This is a genomic window from Epilithonimonas hispanica, assembly GCF_003385395.1.
Taxonomy (GTDB): Bacteria; Bacteroidota; Bacteroidia; order Flavobacteriales; family Weeksellaceae; genus Epilithonimonas; species Epilithonimonas hispanica.
Genome location: NZ_QNUG01000142.1, coordinates 1 through 420, shown reverse-complemented (window position 1 = coordinate 420; position 420 = coordinate 1). Strand labels below are relative to the sequence as shown.

General features: G+C 49.3%; 1 rRNA gene. It reads left to right on the top strand.

What is annotated here, in order from left to right:
• A 23S ribosomal RNA gene (locus tag DRF58_RS18250) occupies positions 1-420 on the top strand; the annotation flags it as partial.

Here is a 420-nt window from a genome sequence, read left to right as displayed (position 1 = left end):
AGCTGAGGGTTAGTCGGGACCTAACGCGAACCCGAAAGGGGTAGTGGATGGACAATGGGTTAATATTCCCATACTTGCTCACACTAAAAAGGGGACGGATTTACGTACTTACTGGAGACTGACGGAATAGTCAAGGCTTAGCCTTCGGGCGAAGCTGCTGTAGGGAAATAGATTCCAAGAAAAGCCGAAGTGAAGCAACCCGTACCATAAACCGACACAGGTAGTCGAGGAGAGAATCCTAAGGTGCTAGAGTGAATCATGGTTAAGGAACTAGGCAAAATAGTCTCGTAACTTCGGAAGAAGAGACGCCAGCAGCAATGTTGGCCGCAGTGAAGAGGCCCAGGCGACTGTTTATCAAAAACACAGGACTCTGCAAAATCGAAAGATGCAGTATAGGGTCTGACACCTGCCCGGTGCTGG